General features: G+C 63.0%; 17 protein-coding genes. 12 read left to right on the forward strand and 5 right to left on the reverse strand.

What is annotated here, in order from left to right:
- From GJA_RS12325 to GJA_RS12365, 9 genes are read left to right on the forward strand one after another with little or no spacing between them, the layout of a single operon-like run.
- A complete protein-coding gene (locus tag GJA_RS12325) occupies nucleotides 1-888 on the forward strand; it encodes an XrtA system polysaccharide deacetylase (protein ID WP_242404527.1) in 888 nt (295 codons plus the stop codon).
- Entirely contained in the window at nucleotides 885-2,006 is a 1,122-nt protein-coding gene (locus tag GJA_RS12330) for a FemAB family XrtA/PEP-CTERM system-associated protein (RefSeq protein WP_339325658.1), read from the forward strand. Before GJA_RS12325 ends, GJA_RS12330 begins: the two co-directional genes overlap by 4 nt.
- Nucleotides 2,007-2,009: 3 nt before the next feature.
- On the forward strand, nucleotides 2,010-3,302 hold the full coding sequence (locus tag GJA_RS12335) for a TIGR03087 family PEP-CTERM/XrtA system glycosyltransferase (RefSeq protein ID WP_051780747.1): 1,293 nt from the start codon (nucleotides 2,010-2,012) through the stop codon (nucleotides 3,300-3,302).
- The gene (gene xrtA, locus GJA_RS12340; protein ID WP_051780749.1) at nucleotides 3,299-4,885 is read left to right on the forward strand and encodes an exosortase A; all 1,587 of its coding nucleotides are present in this window, start codon (nucleotides 3,299-3,301) and stop codon (nucleotides 4,883-4,885) included. Before GJA_RS12335 ends, xrtA begins: the two co-directional genes overlap by 4 nt.
- On the forward strand, nucleotides 4,869-6,083 hold the full coding sequence (locus GJA_RS12345; RefSeq protein WP_081905375.1) for a TIGR03088 family PEP-CTERM/XrtA system glycosyltransferase: 1,215 nt from the start codon (nucleotides 4,869-4,871) through the stop codon (nucleotides 6,081-6,083). Before xrtA ends, GJA_RS12345 begins: the two co-directional genes overlap by 17 nt.
- Nucleotides 6,084-6,108: 25 nt before the next feature.
- A complete protein-coding gene (locus GJA_RS12350; protein WP_038492626.1) occupies nucleotides 6,109-8,043 on the forward strand; it encodes an XrtA/PEP-CTERM system amidotransferase in 1,935 nt (644 codons plus the stop codon).
- A 37-nt stretch (nucleotides 8,044-8,080) separates the two neighbouring features.
- Nucleotides 8,081-9,358: a TIGR04063 family PEP-CTERM/XrtA system glycosyltransferase gene (locus GJA_RS12355; protein ID WP_051780751.1), complete on the forward strand. Its 1,278-nt coding sequence runs from the start codon at nucleotides 8,081-8,083 to the stop codon at nucleotides 9,356-9,358.
- Nucleotides 9,355-11,814 (forward strand): glycosyltransferase, encoded by a 2,460-nt coding sequence (locus tag GJA_RS26695; protein WP_081905376.1) that lies wholly within the window; start codon nucleotides 9,355-9,357, stop codon nucleotides 11,812-11,814. Before GJA_RS12355 ends, GJA_RS26695 begins: the two co-directional genes overlap by 4 nt.
- A gap of 12 nt (nucleotides 11,815-11,826) precedes the next feature.
- A complete protein-coding gene (locus tag GJA_RS12365) occupies nucleotides 11,827-12,579 on the forward strand; it encodes a class I SAM-dependent methyltransferase (RefSeq protein ID WP_038492629.1) in 753 nt (250 codons plus the stop codon).
- 311 nt (nucleotides 12,580-12,890) lie between these two features.
- On the opposite strand, the gene GJA_RS27805 is transcribed toward GJA_RS12365, so the two are convergent.
- Nucleotides 12,891-13,067: a hypothetical protein gene (locus GJA_RS27805; protein ID WP_156484122.1), complete on the reverse strand. Its 177-nt coding sequence runs from the start codon at nucleotides 13,065-13,067 to the stop codon at nucleotides 12,891-12,893.
- 24 nt (nucleotides 13,068-13,091) lie between these two features.
- Here GJA_RS27805 and GJA_RS12370 point away from each other — a divergent pair, with 24 nt between their 5' ends.
- Entirely contained in the window at nucleotides 13,092-15,158 is a 2,067-nt protein-coding gene (locus tag GJA_RS12370; RefSeq protein ID WP_144241511.1) for a hypothetical protein, read from the forward strand.
- 53 nt (nucleotides 15,159-15,211) lie between these two features.
- Here GJA_RS12370 and GJA_RS12375 read toward each other — a convergent pair whose 3' ends face one another.
- A complete protein-coding gene (locus tag GJA_RS12375; RefSeq protein WP_038492635.1) occupies nucleotides 15,212-15,754 on the reverse strand; it encodes a TetR/AcrR family transcriptional regulator in 543 nt (180 codons plus the stop codon).
- A gap of 101 nt (nucleotides 15,755-15,855) precedes the next feature.
- On the opposite strand from GJA_RS12375, the gene GJA_RS12380 reads away from it, so the two are divergent.
- Both GJA_RS12380 and GJA_RS12385 read left to right on the forward strand, forming a co-directional pair.
- On the forward strand, nucleotides 15,856-17,421 hold the full coding sequence (locus tag GJA_RS12380) for an MFS transporter (RefSeq protein ID WP_081905377.1): 1,566 nt from the start codon (nucleotides 15,856-15,858) through the stop codon (nucleotides 17,419-17,421).
- 47 nt (nucleotides 17,422-17,468) lie between these two features.
- Nucleotides 17,469-18,485, forward strand: coding sequence for an acyltransferase (locus tag GJA_RS12385; RefSeq protein WP_167541108.1), 1,017 nt, complete (start codon nucleotides 17,469-17,471; stop codon nucleotides 18,483-18,485).
- Here the strand turns inward: GJA_RS12385 and GJA_RS12390 are convergent.
- From GJA_RS12390 to GJA_RS12400, 3 genes are read right to left on the reverse strand one after another with little or no spacing between them, the layout of a single operon-like run.
- Nucleotides 18,478-19,713, reverse strand: coding sequence for a hypothetical protein (locus GJA_RS12390; protein ID WP_174525976.1), 1,236 nt, complete (start codon nucleotides 19,711-19,713; stop codon nucleotides 18,478-18,480). The two genes, GJA_RS12385 and GJA_RS12390, sit on opposite strands and share 8 nt — an antisense overlap.
- Entirely contained in the window at nucleotides 19,713-21,239 is a 1,527-nt protein-coding gene (locus GJA_RS12395) for an MBOAT family O-acyltransferase (RefSeq protein WP_038492640.1), read from the reverse strand. The genes GJA_RS12390 and GJA_RS12395 overlap by 1 nt, the downstream gene beginning before the upstream one ends.
- Nucleotides 21,229-22,314 (reverse strand): glycosyltransferase, encoded by a 1,086-nt coding sequence (locus GJA_RS12400; protein ID WP_051780753.1) that lies wholly within the window; start codon nucleotides 22,312-22,314, stop codon nucleotides 21,229-21,231. Before GJA_RS12400 ends, GJA_RS12395 begins: the two co-directional genes overlap by 11 nt.
- Nucleotide 22,315: the final 1 nt, after the last annotated feature.

A 22,315-nucleotide genomic window follows, 5' to 3' on the forward strand; every position in this document is an offset into this window, starting at 1 on the left:
ATGGGCGCGCCTGAAATCTTGCTGGAACAAGTCTTGCAGCCGCAAGTTTTACCAATGCGCAATGCGCTGACCATCGATGTCGAGGATTATTTCCAGGTCTCGGCCTTCGCGCCCCACATTGAACGCGCGTCGTGGCCGGCCATGCCGTGCCGCGTCGAAGCCAACGTCGAACGCATCCTGGCGCTGCTGGCCACGCACCGTATCCACGCCACCTTTTTCACGCTGGGCTGGATCGCCGAACGCTATCCGGGACTATTGCGCAGCATCGTTGCCCAAGGCCATGAATTGGCCAGCCACGGTTACGGCCACTTGCGCGCCTGCGGCCAGACCCGCGCCGAATTCCTCAACGACATCAGTTCCAGCAAGGCCATCATCGAACAGATCGGCGGCCAGGCGGTGCTGGGCTACCGGGCGCCCAGCTTTTCCATCGGCAAAGGCAATCTGTGGGCGCTGGACAGCTTGCGCGAAGCCGGCTACCGCTACAGTTCCAGCATCTACCCTATCCTCCACGACCATTACGGCATGCCGGACGCGCCGCGGTTTGCGCACTATCCGAACGGCGCCGACGGCTTGCTGGAATTGCCGATCAGCACGGTGCGCCTGTGGTCGCGCAATTTCCCGGCCGGCGGCGGCGGATACTTCCGCTTGCTGCCCTATCCACTGTCGCGCTGGCTTTTGCGCCGTATCAACTCACTAGAGCGGCAAGCTGGCATATTCTATTTTCATCCGTGGGAGCTGGACCCCGGCCAGCCCAGGCTTTCCGGGCTCACATTCAAGACGCGTTTCCGGCATTACCTGAACCTGGAACAGATGGAAACCCGGCTCGATGCGCTGATGCGCGACTTCCACTGGGATCGCATGGATAGAATTTTCCTCGGGAGCACATGATGGTCGAGTGTCACACGGTTCTCCCGCCCGGCGCCGACGCGCAAGACATGCCGCCGGCAATGCGGCCGGACAGTGCGCTACTGAAGGTCGGCCAGCTGGCGCCGGGCGGCGCGGCGCGCTGGGACGCGTTTGTCATGCGCTGCCCGAATGCGACGTTTTTCCACCGCGCCGGCTGGCAGCACGTCATCGAACAGGCGTTCGGCCATCAAACCTGGTTCCTGTACGCCGAAATGGACCAGCGCATCGTCGCCGTGTTGCCGCTGGCGCTGATCGACAGCCGGCTGTTCGGCCGCTCGCTGTCTTCGCTGCCGTTTTGCGTGTATGGCGGCATAGCCGGCACCGACCCGCAAGCCTGCGCCGCGCTGGACCAGGCCGCGCAGGCGCTGGCCGGCCGGCTCGGCGTCGGCCACCTGGAATACCGCAACCGCGACGCGGCCGGTCCGTACCATGACCCGGCTGGCTGGCTGCAAAAACCGCTGTATGCGACCTTCCGCAAGGCCATCCACCTCGACGCGGCGCAAAACATGCTGGAAATTCCCCGCAAACAGCGCGCCATGGTACGCAAGGGCATCGCGGCCGGCTTGCACAGCGCCATCGATTACGATGTACAGCGGTTTTATCCGGTGTACGCCAACAATCTGCACCGGCTCGGCACGCCGGTATTCGGACGCCGCTATTTTGACTTGCTGCTGCGCGAATTCGGCCGCGATTGCGACATCATCAGCGTTTACCGCGAGCAGGAGGTGCTCAGCAGCGTGCTGGTGTTTTATTTCCGGAATGAAGTACTGCCCTATTACGGCGCCGGCAGCGCCAGCGCGCGCGACGTGGCCGGCAACGACTTCATGTACTGGGAAGTCATGCGCCGCGCCGGCGAGCGCGCCTGCACGCTATTCGATTTCGGACGCAGCAAGCTCGGTACCGGCGCCTACGATTTCAAGAAAAACTGGGGCTTCCCGGCGCACGTGCTGCCCTACCAATACAAATTGTACCGGGCCAAAACCTTACCGGAAGTGCATCCCTTGAATCCCAGATACCGTCACTTCATCCGGGCGTGGCGCCAGTTGCCGCTGCCGCTGGCCAATGCACTGGGACCATTGATCGTAAGAAATCTTGGATAGACCATGGCGGATTTACTTTATCTGGTGCACCGCATTCCGTATCCGCCCAACAAGGGCGACAAGATACGCTCCTGGCATGTGCTGAAATACCTGGCGGTCCATTTCCGCGTCCACCTCGGCTGCTTCATCGACGACGCCGACGATGCGCATCATATCGATACCGTCAAGGCGCTGTGCGCCAGCACCTGTTTTATCCGGCAATACCCGATGCTGGCGCGTGTGCGCAGCGTGAGCGGGCTGCTGACGGAACAGCCGATGAGCCTGCCCTACTACCGCAATGCCGGATTGCAACGCTGGGTCGACGCACTGCTGCATACCGGCCAGTTGCGCCAGGCGCTGGTGTTTTCCGGCCCGATGGCGCAATACCTCGATACCGGCCCCGGCCATGTGTTGCAGCGGGTGATAGATTTTGTCGATGTCGATTCCGAAAAATGGGACCAGTACGCGGCGACCAAGGCGTGGCCGCTGTCGCTGCTGTACGCGCGCGAAGCGCATTATTTGCGCAATTACGAACGCCATATCGCCCAGCAATTTAATGCCTCCACCTTCGTGTCCAGCGCCGAAGCGGCGCTGTTCCGCCAGCGCGCGCCCATGGCCAGGCGCAAGACCGGCTATTTCAATAATGGCGTCGACGCGGCCTACTTCGCGCCGCCCGCTGATACCGGCGCCGCCTGCGACAATCCGTATCCGGCCGGCCGGCGCGTGCTGGTGTTTACCGGCGCCATGGATTACTGGCCGAACGCGGAGGCGGTCGGCTGGTTCGTGCAACGGGTCTGGCCAGCGCTGCGGCTGCGCTTTCCCGAGCTGCTGTTCTATATCGCCGGCAGCCGGCCAGCGCGGCAAGTACGGGCGCTGGCCGATACGCCCGGCGTCGCGGTCACCGGTTTTGTCGCCGATATCCGGCCCTACCTGGCACACGCCGCGCTGGTGGTGGCGCCGCTGCGCATCGCCCGCGGCGTGCAAAACAAGGTGCTCGAAGCGATGGCGATGCAAAAGACCGTGCTGGCCACGCCGCAAGCGCTGCAAGGCATCAACGCGCAAGATGGCGTGGAAGTGGCCAGCGCGTCCGACGAGCATGAGTTTGTGCAACAAGCCAGCCGTCTGCTGACGGAAAATATCGACCTGGGCCCGGCCGCCCGCCTGCGCATCTTGCAAGATTACAGCTGGGACAAAAACCTGCAACGCCTGGGCGCGCTGCTCGGCATCCACAGCGATCCCAGCCTGGGCCGCGGCCCAGGCCATGGCGCGGGCAATGGTGCGGCTCACCCTCAGGCCCGGCGGGAACCGCCGTCATGAGCGCCGATGTCAAATCCGCGCTGCCGGCAGTCGCGCCACGCGGCGTGACATTGCTGCCCACGGCCAACCTTACGCTGCGCCCTCGCCAACTGCTGCCATGCCTGGGCGTGATCGCCGCGATCCTGCTGTTATATCGCGACACGCTGTCGGACATGGTCTTGTTATGGTGGCGTTCGCAAACCTTCGCCCATGGTTTTGCCGTGCTGCCGGTCTGCCTGTGGCTGGCCTGGCGCCAGCGCCGCAGCCTGGCCGCGCTGCGGCTGGCGCCGGCCGCCGGCGGCTTCGTGCTGCTGCCGTTGCTGGCGCTGGCATGGCTGCTGGCCTTTGCCGCCAATGTGCAAGTGGTCGCCCAATACGCGGTCACCGCGATGATCCCGGCCGCCGTGATCGCCATGCTGGGCTGGCCGGCGGCGCGGCGGCTGGCCTTTCCGCTGGCCTATCTATTCCTGGCCGTGCCGTTCGGCGAAGTGTTCATTCCGCCGCTGATCGATTTCACGGCCCGTTTCACGGTCGGCGCACTGCAACTGACCGGCGTGCCGGTATTTCGTGAAAATAATAATTTCAGTATTCCCAGCGGCAACTGGTCGGTGGTCGAGGCATGCAGCGGCTTGCGCTACGTGATCGCCTCGCTGGCGCTGGGTATCTTGTATGCGTACCTGAATTACCATGGCTTGTGGCGCCGCATCGCCTTCATCGTGGTGGCGCTGTTATTGCCGATCCTGGCCAACGGCTTGCGCGCCTATCTGATCGTGATGATAGGCCACTGGAGCAATATGCAACTGGCGGTCGGCGTCGACCACCTGGTCTATGGCTGGCTGTTTTTCGGCCTGGTGTCGCTGCTGCTGTTCTGGGCCGCCTCGTTCTGGCGCGACTCGCCGCCGGCGCACAGCAAGCCGGGCATGGCGGCGGCAAGCCTCCCCTTCCCCGCCCCGGCGCGCGCCATCCTGCTGGGGGCGGCGGCTGGCTGCGTCGCACTGGCGGCGGCCGGCCCGCTGCTGGCCGGGCGGATAGCGGCGCCCGGCGGCGACAGCCGTCCGGCCGCCGCCGCGCTGTCGATCGCAGCACCTGGCGGCGCCTGGTCGGCGTTGCCGGCCGCCGCCGGCCAATGGCGCGCGCCGCACGCCGGCACGCCGCTCGAATTCGTGCAATCGTACCGCGGTCCGGACGGCCCGGTCAGCCTGCAAGTGGCCTGGTATGCGCGCCAGAGCCGCGACGCTCAATTGCTGGCCCATCTCAACAAGCCGTATGGCGAGCCATGGCTGGCGCTGGACGATGACGCCAGGAGCGTGCCGGTCAACGGCAAAACCTTGCATCTGCGGCAAATCACGCTGCAAAACGGCAGTAGCCGGCTGCTGTTGTGGCGCTGGTACCGCCAGAGCGGCAGCGACACCGGCAACAGTTTTTTGGTCAAACTACTGCTGGCCAAGGCCAAACTCTTGCAGACCGACCAGGGCGGCGCCGAAATTACCATCAGCGCGCCCTACGATGACCTGGGCCCGCCGCCGGAGGCCCGTCTGTCGGCATTCTTGTCGGCCATGCTGCCGTCCATACAACAAGGATTGAACAATGCTGTTGACCAGTGAACCCGTCAGCGGCGCGCAGGGCGCCAGCCTGCAGGCCACGGCGCCGGGCACGCCGCCGCTGATCGTGCACCTGATCCACCAGTTGGGCGTCGGCGGCCTGGAAAACGGCCTGGTGAACCTGATTAACAATATGCCGCCGACACATTACCGGCACGCCATCGTCTGCCTCAAGGATTACACCGACTTTCATCAGCGCATCACTACGCCCGGCGTGCAAATCATCAGCCTGAACAAGCTTGAAGGCAAGGACTGGCGCCATTACCTGCGCCTGTACCGCACCTTGCGCGACTTGCGTCCGGCGCTGATCCATACCCGCAACCTGGGCTGCATCGAAGGCTTGCTGCTGGCGGCGCTGGCCGGCATCAAGTTGCGCGTGCATGGCGAACATGGGCGCGACATGCACGATTTGCATGGCACCAACTGGAAATACAATCTGCTGCGCAAGATGATGCGCCCGCTGGTCGGTCATTTCATTGCCGTCAGTCAAGACCTGCAATCGTGGCTGGTCGAGCGCATCGGCGCCCATCCGGCCCGTGTCACGCATATCGGCAACGGCGTCAACAGCCTGCAATTCCATCCGCGCCTGGGACCGGCGGCGGCGGTCGGTCCGCCTGGCTTCCTGTGCAATAACGCGTTTGTCATCGGCAGTGTCGGGCGGATGGTCGATGTCAAGGATTTCAAATCGCTGGTGCAAGCCTTTTTATTGTTGCTGGCACAGGAGCCGGGACCGGGTTCGCGCTTGCGCCTGATCATCGCCGGCGACGGTCCGTGCCGCGAAGCATGCCTGGCCCAGTTGCGCCAGGCCGGCGTGGCCAGCCTGGCCTGGCTGCCCGGCGCGCGCGACGACGTGCCCCAGTTGATGCGCGCCATGGACCTGTTCGTCTTGCCGTCGCTGACCGAAGGCAGTTCCAATACGATACTGGAAGCGATGTCGAGCGGCTTGCCGGTGGTCGCCACCACGGTCGGCGGCAATGTCGACCTGGTACAGCCGGGCTGGACTGGCACACTGGTGCCGCCGCAAGCGCCCGATTTGCTGGCCGACGCGATCGCCGACTACTACAGCATGCCGGAACTGGGACCGCGCCACGGCATGCGCGGCCGGCGCCAGGTGTTGGCGGAACACAGCTTGCTGGCGATGTCGGACGCGTATCTGGCGGTCTACGACGCGATGTTCCAGTCATTGCACCAGCAAAGCTGAGGGCCAGCGCCCCGAAAGGACCACCATGTGCGGCATCGTCGGCATTTTCGATTTATACGGCAGGCGCGACATCGACGCCCGGGTCTTGCACGCGATGAACCAGAGCCAGCGCCATCGCGGCCCCGATGAAGCCGGGCTGCACCGCGAACCGGGACTGGGACTGGGTCACCGGCGCCTGTCCATCATCGACCTGGCCAGCGGCCAGCAGCCGCTGTTCAATCAAGCGCGCGACGTGGTGCTGGTATTTAATGGTGAAATTTATAATTTCCAGGCATTACGACGCGAATTGAGCCAGTTCGGCCACCGTTTCCGCACCCACAGCGATACCGAAGTGATCGTGCATGCCTGGGAACAATGGGGCGAACGCTGCGTCGACCGCTTGCGCGGCATGTTCGCCTTCGGGCTGTGGGATAAGCGGCAGCAGCTGTTATTCCTGGCGCGCGACCGGCTCGGCGAAAAACCGCTGTATTACGGATTGCCCGGCGACGGCTGTTTGCTGTTCGGCTCGGAACTCAAGGCGCTGCTGGCCTATCCGGCGATGCCACGCAAGCTCGATCCCCTGGCGGTGGAGGATTATTTTGCCTACGGTTACGTGCCTGAACCGCGCAGCATCTTTGCCGCCATACATAAATTACCACCCGGCCATACACTCACACTACGCCACGGCGCGCCGCCGCCAGCCAGCCGGCAATATTGGGACGTTCCCTTCGAACCGCGCCAGGTGGCCAGCGAAGCGCAGGCCGGCGACGAATTGATCAGCCGGCTGCGCGAAGCAGTCAGCATCAGGCTGGTGGCCGAAGTGCCGCTGGGCGCGTTTTTATCCGGCGGCGTCGATTCCAGCGCGGTGGTGGCGATGATGGCCGGCTGCAGGCAGGAGCCGGTCGAGACTTGCTCGATTTCGTTTGGCGACCCGGCCTTCGACGAATCGTCTTACGCCGACCGCGTGGCGCGGCGCTACCAGACCCGGCACCATGCGCTGCGCGTCGAGCAAGACGATTTTGCGCTGGTCGACCAGTTGGCCGCGCTGTACGATGAACCGTTCGCCGACAGTTCCGCGTTGCCGACCTACCGCGTGTGCCAGCTGGCGCGCCAGCGCGTCACGGTGGCCCTGTCCGGCGATGGCGGCGACGAAAACCTGGCCGGTTACCGGCGCTACCGCTGGTTCATGCATGAGGAACGCTGGCGCAAGCTGTTGCCGGCGGGCTTGCGCCGGCCGCTGTTCGGCGCGCTCGGCCACCTTTATCCGAAAGCCGACTGGGCTCCGCGCATGCTACGCGCCAAGACCACCTTCGAAGGCCTGGCGCGCGATTCGGTGGCGGCCTATTTCCATGGCGTATCGATCATCAGCGATGCGATGCGCCAGCGCCTGTTCAGCGCCTCGCTGCGCCGCGAACTGGGCGGCTACCAGGCGGTCGAAGTGATGCGCCGCCACGCCGCCGCCAGCCCGACGCAAGACAGCCTGTCGCTGATCCAGTACCTGGACCTGAAAACCTATTTGCCGGGCGATATATTAACCAAGGTCGACCGGGCCAGCATGGCGCATGGCCTGGAAGTGCGCGTGCCGCTGCTCGACCATCCACTGGTGGAATGGATCTCCGGCTTGCCGCCCGGCTTGAAACTGCGCGGCGCCGAAGGCAAATACCTGTTCAAGCAAGCGTTGCGGCCCTACCTGCCGGACGACATCCTGTACCGCGACAAGATGGGTTTTTCGGTGCCGCTGGCGGCATGGCTGCGCGGCCCGCTGCGCCAGCGCCTGCGCAGCAGGCTGCTGGGGCCGACCTTGCGCGAATCCGGCCTGTTCGACATGGCGTGTATCGAAGACATGCTGGAACGCCACGATTCGGGCCGGCGCGACCATAGCGCGCCGCTGTGGTCGTTGCTGATGTTCGAATCCTTTTTGCGCCACACACTGGCCGGCGCCATGCCGCCAGCGACACAACCCGACCTGGCCATGGCCTGAAGCGCCGACTATCCATGGTATTACCCTAAGGAATCGCATGCGCATCCTGCACATACTGGATCATTCGCTGCCGCTGCAAAGCGGCTATACCTTTCGCACGCTGGCGATCTTGAAGCAGCAGCGCGCCTTCGGCTGGTCGACCAGCCATTTGACCAGCGCAAAACAAAGCCAGCATCGAGACAGGCACGACCAGCAATCCGGCCTGGCCGAACAGCGCGTCGACGGCTGGCATTTTTTTCGCACCGCGCCCAGCCGCCACTGGTGGGCCTGCCTGCCGCTGCTGGGCCATTACAGCATCATCATCGGCCTGCGCCAGCGCTTGCGCCAACTGGCGCAACAACTCAGGCCGGACATCCTGCACGCCCATTCGCCGGCGCTGAACGCCATCGCCGCGCTCAGCGTCGGCCGCGCGCTGGGCATTCCGGTGGTGTATGAAATCCGCGCCTTCTGGGAAGATGCGGCGGCCGACCATGGCACTGGCCGCATCAACGGCTTGCGCTACCGGCTCAGCCGCGCGCTGGAAAGCTATGCGCTGCACCGGGTCGACGCGGTCACCACCATTTGCGAGGGCTTGCGCATAGACCTGGCCGCGCGCGGCATTCCGGCGGCAAAAATCACGGTGATCCCGAACGCGGTCGACAGCAGCGCCTTCGAGCGGCCCTCGGCCGACGGACCGCAACTGGCGCGCCAACTGGGGCTGCACGGCCATCTGGTGCTGGGTTTCATCGGCTCCTTTTACGCTTATGAAGGCTTGGCGCTGTTGTTGCAAGCGATGCCGCGCCTGCTGGCCGCGTTTCCATCGCTGCGCCTGCTGCTGGCCGGCGGCGGACCGCAGGAAGCCGAATTGATGCGTCTGTCCGAACGGCTCGGCATCAGCCGCCAGGTGGTGTTCGCCGGCCGCGTGCCGCACGCGCAGATCGGCGCGTATTACCAGATGATCGACATGCTGGTCTATCCGCGCCTGCCGATGCGGTTGACCGAGCTGGTCACGCCCTTAAAACCGCTGGAAGCGATGGCGCAAGGCCGGCTGGTGGTCGCTTCCGACGTCGGCGGCCACCGTGAATTGATTAGCCATGGCAAGACCGGCATCTTGTTCGAGGCTGGCAAGGCCGATGCGCTGGCCGACGCGGTGCTGCAATTGCTGCACGACGCCGACAGCTGGCCGTTCCTGCGCCGGGCGGCGCGCCATTATGTGCTGCAGGAACGCAACTGGAGCAGCAGCGTCAGCCGCTACGCCGGCATTTACCAGCGCCTGATTTCAAACAATCAATCGCACCAGTCCCCGAGCAAGCCGTCCAGCAAGGTGCCGCCATGAAACTGTCCGGCCTCCGCATCGCGCTGGTCGGTCCCGTGCCGCCGCCGTCGGGCGGCATGGCCAACCAGACCGGACAACTGGCGGCGCTGCTGCGCGCCGACGGCGCCACCGTGCAACTGCTGGCAGTCAACCTGCCGTGGCCGCCGCACTGGGCCTGGCTGGGCCGGATCAAGTTCCTGCGCGCCATGCTGCGCCTGCCGCTCCATGTATGGCGCTTGTGGCGCGTGGCCGATACGGTCGACCTGTTCCACATCATGGCCAATTCCGGCTGGTCCTGGCATTTGCACGCCGCGCCGGCTGTATGGATCGCCATGCTCAAAGGCAAGCCATCGGTATTGAACTACCGCGGCGGCGAGGCGGCGGCATTTTTCGCCAGGAGTCCACGGCTGGTGACGCTCAGCCTGCGCCGCGCCGACAGCATCGTGGTGCCGTCGGCCTTCCTGGCCGCGATCTTCGAGCAATACGGCTTTGCCGCCCAGATCGTGCCGAATGTCATCGACCTGGGCCGCTTTGCGCCGCGTGGCCCCAGCCAGCCCCGGCTCCGTCCGGCCGGGAACGGTCCGCACATCCTGGTGGCGCGCAACCTGGAAACCATTTACGACAATGCCAGCGCCATACGCGCGTTTGCCGTCGTCAGGCAAACCTGCCCTGGAGCCAAGCTGTGCATCGCCGGCAGCGGTCCGCAACTGCCATCCTTGCAACAATTGGTGGCCACGCTGGGACTGGCCGATAGCGTCACCTTTACCGGCCGGATCGACAACAGTGCCATGAGCGCGCTGTACCAGGCCAGCGACATCGTGCTCAATCCCAGCCTGGCCGACAATATGCCGGTCTCGGTGCTGGAAGCGCTGGCTTGCGGCGTGCCGCTGGTCAGTACCGACGCCGGCGGCATTCCGCATCTCTTGCAACACCAGGCCAGCGCGCTGCTGGTGCCGCCCGGCGATGTGCAAGCGATGGCGCAGGCGCTGCTGACGCTGATCCGCAGCCCGTCGACGGCGCGTCGCCTGGCCGCCAACGGCTTGCTGCATGTCGCGCAATTTTCGTGGGACAGCGTGGCACCGCTGCTGATGGCGCAATACCGCCGCGTGCTGCGCGGCCCCCGTTCCGGCCTGTACACCCGGCTGGTAGCCGCCGTGCTGTTTCCGCTGCATGAAAAATGCAAGCGCCACGACAGCCTGGCGCTGCGCCGCCAGATGGAATTGTCGCAATGGTGGAGCGCCGAGCGGCTGCGGCAATGGCAATTGCAGCGCTTGCGCAGCTTGCTGGAACACGCCCAGGCCCATGTGCCCTACTACCGGGCCTTGTTCGCCAGCATCGGCTTCGACGCCGGCCAGGTCGATACGCTGGCCGACCTGGTCCGCTTGCCGCTGCTGGTCAAGGCCGACATCGGCTTTTGCCGCAACGCATTCAAATCCAGCCAGGCGCGCGGTTTGCAGCGTTTTAACACCGGCGGCTCCAGCGGCGAACCGCTGGTATTTTATATCGGCCGCGAACGCATCAGCCACGATGTCGCCGCCAAATGGCGCGCCACGCGCTGGTGGGGCGTCGATATCGGCGACCGCGAAGTGGTGGTGTGGGGTTCGCCGATCGAGCTCAAGGTGCAAGACCGGCTGCGGCGGCTGCGCGACCGCCTATTGCGCAGCACGCTGCTGCCGGCGTTTGAAATGTCGGCCAACAAAGTCGACGGCTTCATCCGCCAAATCCGCCGCATCCGGCCGCGCATGCTGTTCGGCTACCCGTCGGCGCTGAGCCATATCGCGCGCCGCGCCGCCGATACCGGCACCGCGCTGGACGGCCTCGGCGTGCGGGTCGCCTTCGTCACCTCGGAACGGCTGTACGATGAACAGCGCGACACCATCGGCCGCGCGTTCGGCTGCCCGGTGGCCAATGGCTACGGCGCGCGCGACGCCGGTTTCATCGCCCATGAATGCCCGGAAGGCGGCATGCACATCACCGCCGAAGACATCATCGTCGAAATCGTCGACGCGGCCGGCCAGCCGCTGCCGCCGGGCGCCAGCGGCGCCATCGTGGTGACCCACCTGGCCAGCCGCGATTTTCCCTTCATCCGCTACGCCACCGGCGACGTCGGCACGCTGGCGAGCGAACCGTGCGCCTGCGGCCGCGGCTTGCCGCTGCTCAAGCACATCGACGGCCGCAGCACCGACTTCGTGGTGGCCCACGACGGCACCGTCATGCATGGCCTGGCGCTGGTCTACATCTTGCGCGACTTGCCGCAAGTGCGCGGTTTCAAGATCATCCAGGAAAGCCTGCTGTTGACGCGCATCCTGCTGGTCGCGCTGCCGGTGCTGGACCAGGCCGCCAGGCTGGCCATCGTCGCCGGCTTCCAGGCCAGGCTGGGCGCGGCAGTCGCCATCGTCATCGAAGAAATGACGGAAATCAGCCCCGACACGTCCGGCAAATTCCGCTATGTCGTCAGTAAAATCCTTGCAACTTGAAAGAGAGCCCGCATGTTTCCCTTCACCACAGTGTTACTGATCCTTGCCGTATCGCTGCTGTGCCTCTATACGCTGCACAAAGTGCGGCTGATCCATTTGCTGCTGCACGATATCAAGGACCAGTCGCTGCACGGCCCCGACCAGTTGTTCCGCCAGGTCGAAGCGTTGCACAATCTGCAGCTGGAATTGCGGCTGGACAAAAGCCTGCCCGCCACGCGCGGCTGGGCGGCCTCGCCCGACTTCTTGCTGGAAGTGGCGCGCAACGTGCTGGCCGCCAAGCCGCGCAAGGTGCTGGAATGCGGCAGCGGCGCGTCGACCGTGGTGCTGGCGCGCTGCCTGCAATTGAATGGCGGCGGCAAATTATGGAGCCTGGAACACGATGCCGCTTACGCCGAGCAAACCCGGCAGCAACTGGCGCGCCACGGCTTGTCCGACTGGGCCGAAGTGCTGCATGCGCCCTTGCACGATGGCGTGACCGGCATCGATGGCTGGCCATGGTACCAGCATGACATTCTGTCCAGCAAAGAAGCAATCGACATGCTGGTAATCGACGGCCCGCCGCAAGCGGTACACCAGCTGGCGCGCTACCCGGCCGGCCCGGTCCTGTTCGAACGACTGCGCCTGGGCGGCAAGATCTTCCTCGACGATGCGGCCCGGCCCGATGAACAGCAAACGCTGCAACGCTGGAAAAGCGAATTCCCGCAATTCGAACATGCCACCCGGGTGTGCGAAAAAGGTTGTGCGGTGCTGACGCGTTGCCTTTGAATCGATCCGTGCAGCACTCCGCTGGCATGGCTCGGGTAGGGAACTTTACTTTGATCACGACCACTGAGATGGATACGCCATCCACTCAGCCATTCCTTATGCATTCCATTACCAGTTCCCTTGCCCAGCAACGCATCAGCCAGACGCGGCCACCGCACCATCCCTCCGCCAGCGCGCACAATTCTTCCGATTTCTTTGATGAAATCGAGAAGTTGGGCAGCTCCATCGAACCACGGCTCGATCAAATACATCTGTGCACCCAGAAATGCAGCGAGCATCCCGACGGGGCGCTGCAAGCGCTTGGCCAGCCGTCAGGCAAAGCGCTGTTCGAGCACCTGACAAGCATCTTCAACAGCGTCCAGAAGGATCTCAGTCACATTGGCCGCCAGGCAAAAGCGCATCTTGACGGCGATCACTTTGCAGGTCACAAAGAAACCTTGAAAGATCATATAGGCAACGCCAATGAAAGGCTGGCGGAAGCCTGTCATATCTATGGCGCCGCTCTATTGCATATGACCAAGATCGAAAAGCAGGCAAAAGTACAGGAACAGTTGCTCTACAAATCGCAAGAATTGCATGTCCAGGGCTTGAAGTATATAGACCAGGCGCTGGCCTTGCACGAAGAGCGCCAGCCACGGCCAAGGCTGACCGAGTTTTTACGGACCAAAAATAATTTCAAGGAACAGAGAAAAACCATCATTCTGTCGATGATACAAGTCGGTTACACGCTGCGCAACCTGCAGGCCAGCGCGGGCCGCGCCGCCACCGAGGCGCGGGTGCAGTGCGAGGCTTACGGCAAGGCGGCCACGCATATGGAACATGTGGTGCGCAATGAGCTGATGCTGCTGTCGGATCACCCTGACATGCGTGAAACCATGCGCAATGACTTGACCACGGTGATACAAGACCATGAACATGCGGCCCACCTGCATCTGCGTTTCGTCCAGGATATTTTGCGGCGCAAGCGAGCCGGCCTGCTGCAAGGCGGACTCAACCCGGCAGTACTGGCCGAACTGTTGAACAGGGCCCGTTTGCACGCGAACGGCGCGCAAAATGGGGTAGCCACGCTGCTGCAACAGATCGATAGCCAATCGGATCACCGCACCATCAGCAATTACCGCAGCCCGCTGACACAAAGCGCGCGCCTGGACGCGATCGCGGCGCGCGGCCGGGTCACAGGCGTATTCATCGAATCGGTCGCCACCCATGCGTGGCTGCAAAGGCAGTTAGTCATGCAAAACCTGGGCCGGATGGAATATGGCGGCGATGCCAGCATGCACCAGCGTATCAAGGAATGGCTGCATGAATTCAATACGCGCAGCGTGGTACTGGAAGGCGTGCTGCAGCAACAGTTGATCCCGATGCTGACGCAGCAGCGCACCGATGGCGGCATGGATGTGTCTTCCTATCGGATCTTGCATAGCGCCGTGCAGAATTTCCGCACGCTGGAACAAGAAGCCAGCGCAATTGCATCGTCGGCCAAAGAACATGGCCTGGCAGACAACGTGGCGGCCGCCTTCGCCGAACTGGCGCATCAAAAAGCCTATGTCTGCGAAACCTTGCAAGAAGATTTGGAACGCTTGAAGAATTACGCCGAACTACTCGATGCACCGATGTCCAGCGAAGCGGCGCCAGCGGCATCGTCGAAAAAGTCCAGGAAAACGGCCTCGGCGGAGCAAAAGAATTCACAAGGCCAGTCCGCGGCAAGCAGGCCGGCGCCGGCCAGCGACGCCCAGGAAGTATTCGACACCGTCATGGAAGGAACGCTCGCGGGAAGAAAAGAAGGCAGCTTAATGATCGTCGATAACGACTTCAACGGAAAACCGATCGCCTATCGCCAAAGTGAAGATGGTTTATGGAAACGCTTTGACGCCGATAGCGACCAGCAAGACGTTACAGCCGCGGCCCTTCCAGTCACGGCGCCTACCAAGCTGAGCGGTGTTGCAAAGGTGGTCGACAAGGCGCGCCAGCATGAAGCCAAGGCCGGCGCATGCATGCGTCATCTGAATCAGGAAACGAATTTCGCACTTGCGCATTTCTGGTACAAGCGCGCGATACAGGCACAAGACGACGCCGTCAACTACCTGACGGAGCGCTTGTCGGATATCAGGGCGTCCCATGGCATGCCCCAGGACATCAGAATAGTGGAACGACAACTACAACAAACCAAGGATGCCGGCAAGGCCATGCGGCCGCGTTTGCTGGACTGGACTTATCGCCAGGCACAGCAAAATAACGCCTCCTTGGCTTATCTGCTGGATCACGCGCCCCATGCCACCATCGAAAAAACGCTGACGCGCAAGCTGCTGGCCAATGCCAAAGTCATGCGAACCAGCGTACAAGTCGACTATATGGATGAGTATCACATCGATTTCGGCAACGGCACCGCGCCGTGCCAGGTGCACGTCCATTACGGCCAATCCAAGGCCGCCCTCGCCGACTTTACCGCCTGCCATCTGAAGTACGGCACCGAGGAAGAGCCTGTGCGCAACAAAGTGAGCCTGGAATTACTGGAGAAAATAGCCGGCAAGGTATTGCCGCAAACCAGAAGCAAACCCCAGCGCAGGAACAAAAGGTAAGGAACCAGCTTGACCGCCGCCGGCCCTGCCCGCCACGGTTTTCGGGGGATGGCCTAGCGTTGATTCATCAACGCCTTGATATCGGTAAACGCGTCACGCCACTCCTGCTCGCTCATTTTCATGAAGCCGAAGCTGCGCAGCAGGAACGCGCCTTCGTTGGCCAGGAAGGCCAGCCGCAGCCGGCGCGCTTCTTCACCGGCAAAATCCAGTCCCTGCAAGCGCGACGCATACCATTGCTGGGTGCGCCGCAAATGTTCGGTGGTGTCGAGCAAGGCCGCCATCATGCCGGCGGCCCGGTCGCTCTCGGCGTCGTCGGTGCGTTCGGTCACTTCGATATGCGCGCGGATAGTGGCTCCCGGCGTGCGCTGGGGGCCGGTGATGGCGCTGATATCGTTTTCAAACTCGGTTCCCCAACGCAAGAACATCGCGTCGATCAACGCATCCTTGCTGCCGAAACACGATTGCACCCCGCCCTTGGTGATGCCGACCGCCTTCGCCACCGCATCGATGGTCAAGCCCGCGACACCCTCGCTGCGGACGATTTTTTCCGCCGCATCCAATACCTGGTCCGGGTCGATGGTCCGCCGTCTGCCCATGAAAGTCTCTTCCTTTTTTTAAAGTACGATCGTATTTCTATTTATCTTTTCCCCAAATAGGAATATGATTGTATTCCTATTCTGAAAATACTGAGTATTATATGTCCCGCGTCCCTCTCCATCCCGCGGCGCATCCGCCTGCCGCTGCACAAAAATGGCTGATCCTCGCCATCATTTCCAGCGCATTGCTGCTGATCGTCATCGACATGACCGTACTGTACACCGCCCTGCCGCGCCTGACGCACGACCTGGGCGCGTCGGCGTCGGCCAAGTTATGGATCGTCAACGCCTATCCGCTGGTGGTGTCCGGCCTGCTGCCGGGTTTCGGCACGCTGGGCGACAAGCTGGGTCACAAGCGCCTGTTCATCGGCGGCCTGGCCGTGTTCGGCATCGCGTCGCTGGGCGCCGCCTATGCGCCGACGGCCGGGCTGCTGATTGTCGCGCGCGGTTTCCTGGCCGTTGGCGCGGCGATGATGATGCCGGCCACCTTGTCGATCATCCGCATCACCTTTACCGACGAGCGCGAACGTGCACTGGCGATCGGCGTGTGGGCCTCGGTCGCATCCGGCGGCGCCGCGTTCGGCCCGGTGCTGGGCGGCTTCTTGCTGGAACATTTCTGGTGGGGCTCGGTATTCCTGATCAATGTGCCGATCGTCTTGCTGGCCCTGGTGCTGGGCCTGATCCATATGCCGTATCATCCGGGCCAGCCGCAGCGGCGCTGGGATTTGCTGGGCTCGCTGCACATCATGGTGGGATTGATCGGCATCACCTATGCGATCAAGGAATTGAGCAAACGCCAGCCCTCGCCGGAAGCGGCGCTGGTGGCCCTGCTGGCCGGCCTGCTGTTCATGGTGTTGTTCGTGCGCCGCCAGCGGCGCCGTCCCGACCCGCTGATCGATTTCAGGATTTTCCGCGAACGCCGCTTTGCATCGGCCGTCGGCGCCGCGCTGATCGCCGCCGCGGCGCTGGTCGGCATGGAACTGGTGTTGAGCCAGCGCTTGCAACTGGTGCTGGACATGTCGCCGCTGCAAGCCGGCCTGTTCTTCTTGCCGATCCCGCTCGCGTCGTTCGTGGCCGGCCCGCTGACCGGCTTGCTGATACCGCGCATCGGCAGCGCGCGCGTGCTGTGGGGTTCGCTGCTCATCTCCGGCGTCGGCATGGGCGCCTATCTGCTGGCTTACCAGTCGGGCAACCTGATGCAGATGGCCAGCCTGACGGTGCAGGGTTTCGGCCTCGGCGCGGCGATGACGGCGGCGTCCAGCGCGATCATGCAAAACGCGCCGCCGGGCCAGGAAGGCATGGCCGCGTCGATCGAAGAGGTGTCGTTCGAACTGGGCGGCGCGATCGGCGTCACCGTGCTGGGCAGCATCATGTCGGGCGTCTATACCGCGTCGATGACGATACCCTCCGCCGTGCACGTGACGCCACTGGTGCGCGACAGCCTCGATGAAGCGCTGCTGGCCGCCGCACAACTGGCGCCGCAGGCCGCCGCCGTGCTGGTAACGCTGGGCAAAACCGCATTCGACCACGCGTTTGTCGCCGTGCTGGCCAGCGCGACGTCGATCTTGCTGCTGGCCGCGCTGGCGGTACGCTTATGGTCGGGAGCTGGCGGGCCGGCCACCACCAGGCAATCCATTCCGGCAAGCGGCGCTGTCGAACAAACATAACAATATTGTATGATTGCCTGAAAAATAAATTCTTTCAGGTAAATACAATGGATAGAAGAACCAGCTGGCTACGCGTCATCGCCTGTTTCATGGTCGTCTTGCTGCATGTCTGCGCCGATAATTTTTATGTCTACGACACGCGCTGGGCGTCGGCCAATCTTTATGACTCGATGATGCGCGCCTGCGTGCCGCTGTTTTTCATGATCAGCGGCGCCAACCTGCTGGCCAAGCGCGAATCGCTGTCGTCATTCTTGCGCAAGCGCTGCATGCGCATCCTGCCGCCGTTCCTGTTCTGGTCCTTGTTTTACTTGTGCTGGCGCAGCGCCAATGGCGAAACCATCGCCAACTGGGCGCAAGAAATCATCGCCAGGCCGGCCAGTTTTCACCTGTGGTATTTTTATGCGCTGATCGGCCTGTATGCGGTGGTGCCGGTATTGCGCAAATTTTACCAGCACGGCAGCAGCAATGAACAACTGGCCTTCCTGGCGCTGTGGCTGCTGGTGGCGTCGATTTATCCGATGATCGTAGGCTTGCAAGACGATCTGGCATGCGGCCACTGGCAAGCCAGCGGCGTGCCCGCCATGTATCAATTATTGTATTTCGGCGGTTTCATCGGCTATTTTGTGCTGGGCGCGATGCTGGCCGAGAATCGCGGTCCGATCAGCAATGGACTCGGCAGCGGCTTGCTGCTGTTCATGCTGGGGTCGGCCGGCACGGCCATCGCCACCTGGTGGCTGGCCGTCAGGTCTGGCGGCCGACCCTGCGAATTCTTTTACAGCTATCTGTCGCCGCTGGTCATCACCGCCGCCTATGGCCTGTTCTCGGCCTGCATGTCGCTGCCAGCGGGGCTGCCGTCGCGCCGGCTGGCGGTCGTGTCCGATTGCACGCTGGGGATATATTGCCTGCATATTTTTGTCATGCAAAACTTCAAGCTGACCGGCGTCACGGCGGCCGCCGGCAATGCCTGGATCACGTCGCTGACCACGGCGGCGGCGGTGTTTGCCGTGTCGTTGGCCGTGATCTGGCTGATGCGCAGCATCAAGCTATTCCGTCATGTCACTTGAGAGCGTGCTTGCCATTCACATCGCCACGACCGTCGACGATCGCCTTGGCGAACGCGGTTTCTTGCGCATGGTCCAGGTGATAACGCTCGCGGCTGCTGCGCAGCGCGGCCACGTGCGCCGGCAACATGGTGGTGTCGAGTTCGATGCCAAAATCGTCCGGCACCGGCTCGACGCCATGGAAGATGCGGTTCAGGATCAGGCTGCCGACGCTGGTCCGGTAATGCGATGCCTCCCAGTAATGCGCCATTTCGCGGCGCTGGCTCACTTGCGGGATCGGTTCGCTGGTGATGCTGTTGTAGCCTGAAAAATCGAAGATGCGCAGATCGCAGCCGGCCGCGCGCCGGCGCTCGCCTAATAACGCCAGGCCGCGCTGCCACTGCTCCATCGCCGGCCACTTGCCGGACCAGTACAGCACATCCAGCGTCAGCGCATGGGTCGGGTTGATATACAGCCGCACCCGCGTGCCGGCCTTGCACAAGTTGCCGACGCTGGTGCCGAAGGCAGCCATCGCCGCCGTCGTCGGGCCATCGCCGCGGCCGAATTCGCCCAGCCGCGGTCCCATCGCCGCGCTGGTGCCGCCCCAGCCGGATATCCGGTCGGAAATGCAGCTATCGTCGCGCTGGCCATAAAACGCCAGGCTGGAGCGGCATACCTTGCCAAAACTACCGTTCAACACACGCAGCGCATCGCCGGTCATGTCGACCGTCAAGCCGCGTTTTACGTTCAGCAAGGCGCGCCGCGCGAAAAACAGCGGTCCCGGCGCGGTCAATTCCGGCTCCAGGCCGGCCGAACCGGTCGCCATCGAAAACGAGGGCGCGTCGATGCCCCATACCACGGTGTCGAGCCGGCCGACCCGCGCCGCATGCCCGACCATGGCGATCGCATCGCCGACCGACGCGCCGGACAAGGCGGCATTGAACACGGTCTTGCCTTCAAATAATTCCGGCGCGCTGGTCGGCAAGCCCAGTTCGGTGCGTGAATTGCCGATATACACCACCGCCGGCCGGTATTTCGCCAATACATAGGTCTTGCCCCAGGCACTCAATTTTTCGCGGGTTGGCCGCATCCGTTGCAGCAATGGCGAATCCCACTGGTGTATCAGATAGGGATCGACCAGATAATTCAGCGTGGACACTGCAAGCAGGGCCAGCACGACCAGCCCGAAAAAGGTGCCGACGTAGGCGCGCCATGGCGTCACAACGATGTTGGTGGCCGGCGTATTCATCATCAGAATTGGAAATAAAGGAATTCGGTGACCCGGTTCATGCCGAAGATGCAGGCGATGAACAGCGCGGCACACCCCACGCTCCAGCGCTGGCTGGGAGACCAGCTGAATGTCCAGCGTTGCCGAGCTTGAAATATTCTTTCAATACAAGGTTCGTAATGACAGAATATTTCTTGCGTATTCGGCGCCAGAAACGCCAGCAACATTGCGCCCAGCAATACCGGCAAGCCGGGCCCGCCGAATTCGATCCAGCGGATGCCGTCGAACAGCGGCGCGAAGCCGAGGCTGTGGAACCAGCCGGCGTGGCCGGACCAGCCGCGCGGCAAGTTCAAGCCGTTGGCGCCGAACAGCGCGCCGAGAATGTCGACCGCGCTGGCCACATCGGGCGCGCGGAAAAATACCCAGCCCAGCATCACGGCGCTCAAGGTCAGCCAAGCCGCGGCATAGCGCCACCAGCGCGCGCGGCGCAGCGCGAGCTGCCCCGCCCACGCATCCCAGGCGTGGTGGATCACCAGATAAACCCCGTGCAAGCCGCCCCAGATGACGAAGGTCCAGCCGGCGCCATGCCACAGGCCGCCCAGCAACATGGTCAGCATCAGATTGCGGTAGCGCAGCAGCCTGCCGTTGCGGCTGCCGCCCAGCGCGATATACAGATAATCGCGCAAGAAACGCGACAAGGTCATATGCCAGCGGCGCCAGAATTCGCTGATATTGCCAGCCTTGTACGGTGAATTGAAATTCAGCGGCAATTTGACGCCGAACAGCCGCGACAGCCCGATCGCCATATCGGAATAACCGGAAAAATCGAAATACAGTTGAAAGGTATAAGCCAGCAAGCCGATCCACGCCTCGATCAGTTGCGGATGCGCGCCGGCCGCGAATACCGGGATCGCCATCGGCGACAGGTTGTCGGCGATCAGCACTTTTTTGGCCAGCCCGACCACGAAGATCGACATGCCGACCGCAAAATTGGCGGCGCTGGGCCGGCAATTGGCGGGGTCGGCGAATTGCGGCATCATTTCCTTGTGATGCAGCACCGGTCCGGCGATCAAGTGCGGAAAGTAACTGACGAACAAGACGTAATGGATAAAGCGGACCTCGCGCACTTCGCTGCGGTAACAATCGACGAGGAAAGCGATTTGCGTGAAGGTAAAAAAGGAGATGCCGATCGGCAGCACGATCGTCCACCCGGCCCAGCCGGTGCCGGCCACGCTGTTGACACTGTCGACAAAAAAATTCGCGTATTTATAATAGGCCAGCAACAGCAAATTGCCGCCCAGGGCCAGCACCAGCCAGCGTTTGCGGGCAAGCGATGAAGCGCTCGCCAGCATCCGGCCGCAGCCATAATTGATGCTGATCGAGGTAAGCAACAACGGCAGGTAGCGGGCATCCCAGTACGCATAGAAAAACAGCGAGGCCAGCGCCAGCCAGGCCACGGCCCGGCGCGGGTTGTAGCGGCCCAGCCAGAAATAGCCGGCCAGCACCAGCGGCAAGTAAAAAAACAGGAAGCCGAACGAATTAAACAACATGCAGCCGGCCCTCCCCGGCCTTGGCATGACGTTCCAGCAAATCGAAATAGGCGTCGGCAATTTGCGCAGCCACCCGTTCCCACGTGAAATGGGCCACCAGCGCGCGCACTTTTTCGCGTTCGGGCCTGGCTGCGACCAGCGCTTCGATGGCGTTGCGCTGCGCGACAGCATCGTCCCAATGCACTTTCTTCAGCGCAAAGGCCGCATCCGGCAAGTCCAGCGCGCTTTGCGCCGTCATCACCACCGGCGTGCCGGCCGCCAGCGCTTCCAGCACTGCCAGCGGAAACACTTCGCCATGGCTGGGCAAGGCCACCACCGCCGCCGCATGGAAGGCGCTGGCCAGCAAGGGGGCGGCATGTTCCAGCGCGCCCAGCCAGGTGACCAGCGGCAAGTGCAGCAAGTCTTGCAGATAAGCCAGGTCTTGCCGCTGCGGCGTGCCGATCATCACCAGCGGCAGCCCTGAGCCTTGCAAGGCCCGCGCCAGCCCGAGCTGGTTTTTATAGGGCGAAATCGCGCCGACCATCAGCACGAACGGCCCGCCGATGCCGGTTTCGCGGCGGAACAGCTTGCTATCCGACGTAAAGAAATGCGGGTTAATGCCGTTCGGAAAAACCTGGATCTTGTCCGGCGCGACCTGGAAGCCATCGATGATCGCTTGCCGTTCGGCGTCGCCCAGCGCGATCACCAGGTCGGCCAGTTGCAGCGCACGCTTGCTTTGCGCATAGCTGGTTTGCACATTCCACTCGGTCAATCTGCCGGCCAGCCGGTCGGCCAGCCGCGCGCGCAAGCCGCTGCCCCGGTTCCAGCCTGGCGACAGCAGCGGCGACAAGACCACCGGCAAACCCAGTTCGCTGGCCAGTTCGACGATGCGGTAATTGCCATTGATCGCAGAAAACACGTGGATCAAGTCGTAATCGTCCAGCCTCTCATGGTTGGCGTCGACCAGTTCGACTTGCAGCGGGCGCCCGGAACCGGCGCTGACACGGTTCAGCGCAGCAATCGTTTCACGCACCTGGATTTGCAGGCCGCCATCGCGCTGGAACAGCATCGGGTACGACAATATGCCTGCACGCATG

Source organism: Janthinobacterium agaricidamnosum NBRC 102515 = DSM 9628 (assembly GCF_000723165.1).
Taxonomy (GTDB): domain Bacteria; phylum Pseudomonadota; class Gammaproteobacteria; order Burkholderiales; family Burkholderiaceae_D; genus Janthinobacterium; species Janthinobacterium agaricidamnosum.